Annotated in this window: 3 protein-coding genes; 2 read left to right on the forward strand and 1 reads right to left on the reverse strand. The window is 70.0% G+C overall.

The window, feature by feature from the left end; genetic code table 11:
* A partial coding sequence (locus tag AC1D12_RS31545; RefSeq protein WP_477845124.1) for an SHOCT domain-containing protein occupies positions 1–252 on the forward strand: 252 nt, incomplete at its 5' end.
* Positions 253–371: 119 nt separating this feature from the next.
* The gene (locus AC1D12_RS31550; RefSeq protein ID WP_082004222.1) at positions 372–632 is read left to right on the forward strand and encodes a hypothetical protein; all 261 of its coding nucleotides are present in this window, start codon (positions 372–374) and stop codon (positions 630–632) included.
* Between the two features lie 200 nt (positions 633–832).
* On the opposite strand, the gene AC1D12_RS31555 is transcribed toward AC1D12_RS31550, so the two are convergent.
* Positions 833–2,170, reverse strand: a 1,338-nt coding sequence (locus AC1D12_RS31555) for a class II fumarate hydratase (RefSeq protein WP_477845125.1), incomplete at its 5' end; no start/stop codon positions are given.

Consider the following 2,170-nt stretch of genomic DNA (forward strand, 5'->3'; position numbering starts at 1 on the left):
CCGCCCCCGCCGCCGCTGGTGCTGGCGGCACCGCCCGCGGCCGCTGCGACGCTCACGCCGGCGGCACCGCCCGTTGCGGCGCCGGTGGTCGCGGCGCCTGCGGCACCGGCTGCGCCGATCGTCAAGCCGGCCGACCCGAAGGCCGACGAGATCGAGCGCCGCCTGACCGCGCTGAAGCAGCTGCGCGACAAGGGCCTGATCACCGACGACGAATACAAGCAGAAGCGCAAGGACATCCTGCAATCGCTGTGACCTGCCGCCGGATCCGACATCGTCCCCCCGAAGAGGGAGTCAATCGGATGGATGGATTCGCGGCGCGGCATCGAACATAGTCTCGCCTCGCGGCAGGGGTTGCCGTCGTGGAGCGCGAGATGCAGTTCGATCAGCAATTCAACGAGGGTGATTTCCGGATCTATGTGGCCGCGCAGGACAGCGGCCGCGGCCGCGGCTACACGGCCGCCGTCGTCGTGAGCCGCGTGCGCGGCGCGGTGAACACGCCCTGCGAGGTGTACCGCGACTGCTGCCTGGCCGGCGGCCACCGCTGGATCTCGCGCAGCGCCGCGCTGTCGTATGCGGTGTCGGTGGGGCGGGAGATCGCGCACACCGAGCCGTCGCGGCTGGCGCATTGCTGATCTGGAATCGCGCGCTGAAATCGATCTCTCAAAACGGACCGACAAAGAAAAAGCGGATGGTGCAAGCACCATCCGCCCGAAGAAGCCGCAGTGTCATTGGGAGGAGGGAGGAGGTAACTGCGGCTCCGTGTCTGTGACTTTAACCCGGGATGCACCCTCAATTTGTAGGACGACACGCCGTTTTGTTGCGAATGGTGTGCTCATCCCCCGCCGCCCCCTTCGCCCTCGCCATCGGCCAGGCGTGACGGGTCGAGCAGCCGCTCGAGCTCGGCGCGGCCGAGGTCGGTCTGCTCGTCGGCCACGTCGATGATGGGGCGCCCTTCGCGGTAGGCCTGCTTCGCGATCTCGGCGGCGCGCGCATAGCCGATCAGCGGATTCAGCGCGGTCACCAGGATCGGATTGCGCGACAACGCATCGCGCAAACGATCGCCGCGCACCGTGAAGCCGGCGATCGCCTTGTCGGCCAGCAGGTGGCTGACGCGTGCGAGCAGCTCCAGGCTCTCGACGAGGTTGCGCGCGACCAGCGGCAGCATCACGTTCAGCTCGAAGTTGCCGGACTGGCCGGCGATGGTGATCGCGGCGTCGTTGCCGATCACCTGGGCCGCGACCATCGTGGTCGCCTCGGGGATCACCGGGTTGACCTTGCCGGGCATGATCGACGAGCCGGGCTGCAGTGCCTCGAGCTCGATCTCGCCGAGCCCGGCGAGCGGGCCGGAGTTCATCCAGCGCAGGTCGTTGGCGATCTTCATCAGGCTCGCGGCCAGGCTCTTGAGCTGGCCCGAGACCGAGACCGCGGTGTCCTGCGCGCCCATCAGCGCGAAGTAGTCGTCGCCAGGGCGGAAGGCCTGCTGCGTGAGGCCGGCCAGCTCCTCGCAGGCCAGGCGCGCGAAATCCGGGTGCGCGTTGACGCCGGTGCCGACGGCGGTGCCGCCGAGCGCGAGCTGGGCCAGGTCGGCGCGCAGGGCCTCGAGCCGGGCGATCTGCGCATCGACCTGCGAGGCCCAGCCGCCGAGCGCCTGGCTCAGGCGCACCGGCATCGCGTCCATCAGGTGGGTGCGGCCGGTCTTCACGTGCTCGTGCACGCTGCGGGCCTTGTCGCGCGTCACCTTCGACAGGTGGTGCAGCGCGGGCAGCAGCTGCTCGGCGAGCACGACGCCGGCGCTGACGTGGATCGCGCTCGGGATCACGTCGTTGCTGCTCTGGCCGTGGTTGACATGGTCGTTGGCCGAGACCGGGCGGCCGAGGCGGCGCGTCGCGAGCGTCGCGATCACCTCGTTGGCGTTCATGTTCGAGCTGGTGCCCGAGCCGGTCTGGAAGACGTCGAGCGGGAAGTGCGGCATGAAGTCGCCGTCGAGCAGCTCGCGGCAGGCGGCCTCGATCGCCTGCGCGGTGTCGGGCTCGAGCTTGCCCAGGCGCGCATTGGCCCGTGCGGCGGCGAGCTTGAGCTGGATCAGCGCGCGGATGAACGCCGCCGGCAGCCGGCCGCCGCTGACGGGGAAGTTCAGCACGGCGCGCTGCGTCTGCGCGCCGTACAGCGC

It is taken from the genome of Rhizobacter sp. P1_G5, from assembly GCF_056405435.1.